The following is a 635-nucleotide window of genomic DNA, read 5'->3' on the forward strand; positions in this document are numbered from 1 at the left end:
GAAGGCGCGCTCGCGGACGTCGTCGTAGCCGGTGATGAGACGGGCGCGCTCGGGCGTGACCACGGGGTCGCTCATGCCGGCCCCGACGAGGGCCGGGTCCGAGCGGCACATGCCGACCGCGAGCGTCGCCGCGTTGCCGACGGTCTCCACGAGGTCCTCCATCGAGGCGCTCTCGGGGACGACCCGGCGCGCGTCGCGGGTCGAGACCGCCACGTCGGGGAGACAGACGACGAGGGGGATCGCCGCGTCCACCGAACTGGTCCCCTCGGCGGTCGTCACGGTGAACCCGCCGAGGATCGAGGGCGCGACGTTGTCCGCGTGCGCGACCCCGGAGACGACCGCCTCGCCCTCCGCCGCGACCGGGACGAGCTCCTTCCGGGAGAGACCGCGGTCGTACAGCCGGTTGAGCGCCACCGCCGCGCCGGCGGCGCTCGCGGCCGAGGAGCCGAGCCCCGAGGCCGGGCGCACGCCCTTGTCGATGTGGATCCGCGCGGGCGCGTCGAGCGCCTCGACGACGGCGCCGACGGTGTTCTTCTCCGGGTCCTCCGGGATGTACTGCGCGCCGACGCACGTGACCTCGATCGTCGTCTCGGCCGCCTTCTCGACCGTGACGACGTCCGCCGGGCGCGAGAGGG

The 635-nt window shown here is 75.0% G+C and carries 1 protein-coding gene; it reads right to left on the minus strand.

Annotated elements, in window-relative coordinates:
* On the minus strand, nucleotides 1-635 hold a 635-nt coding region (locus tag D3D02_RS18370; RefSeq protein ID WP_121571331.1), incomplete at both ends, for a homoserine kinase.

The organism is Halobellus sp. Atlit-38R, assembly GCF_003665925.1.
GTDB classification, from domain to species: domain Archaea; phylum Halobacteriota; class Halobacteria; order Halobacteriales; family Haloferacaceae; genus Haloquadratum; species Haloquadratum inordinatus.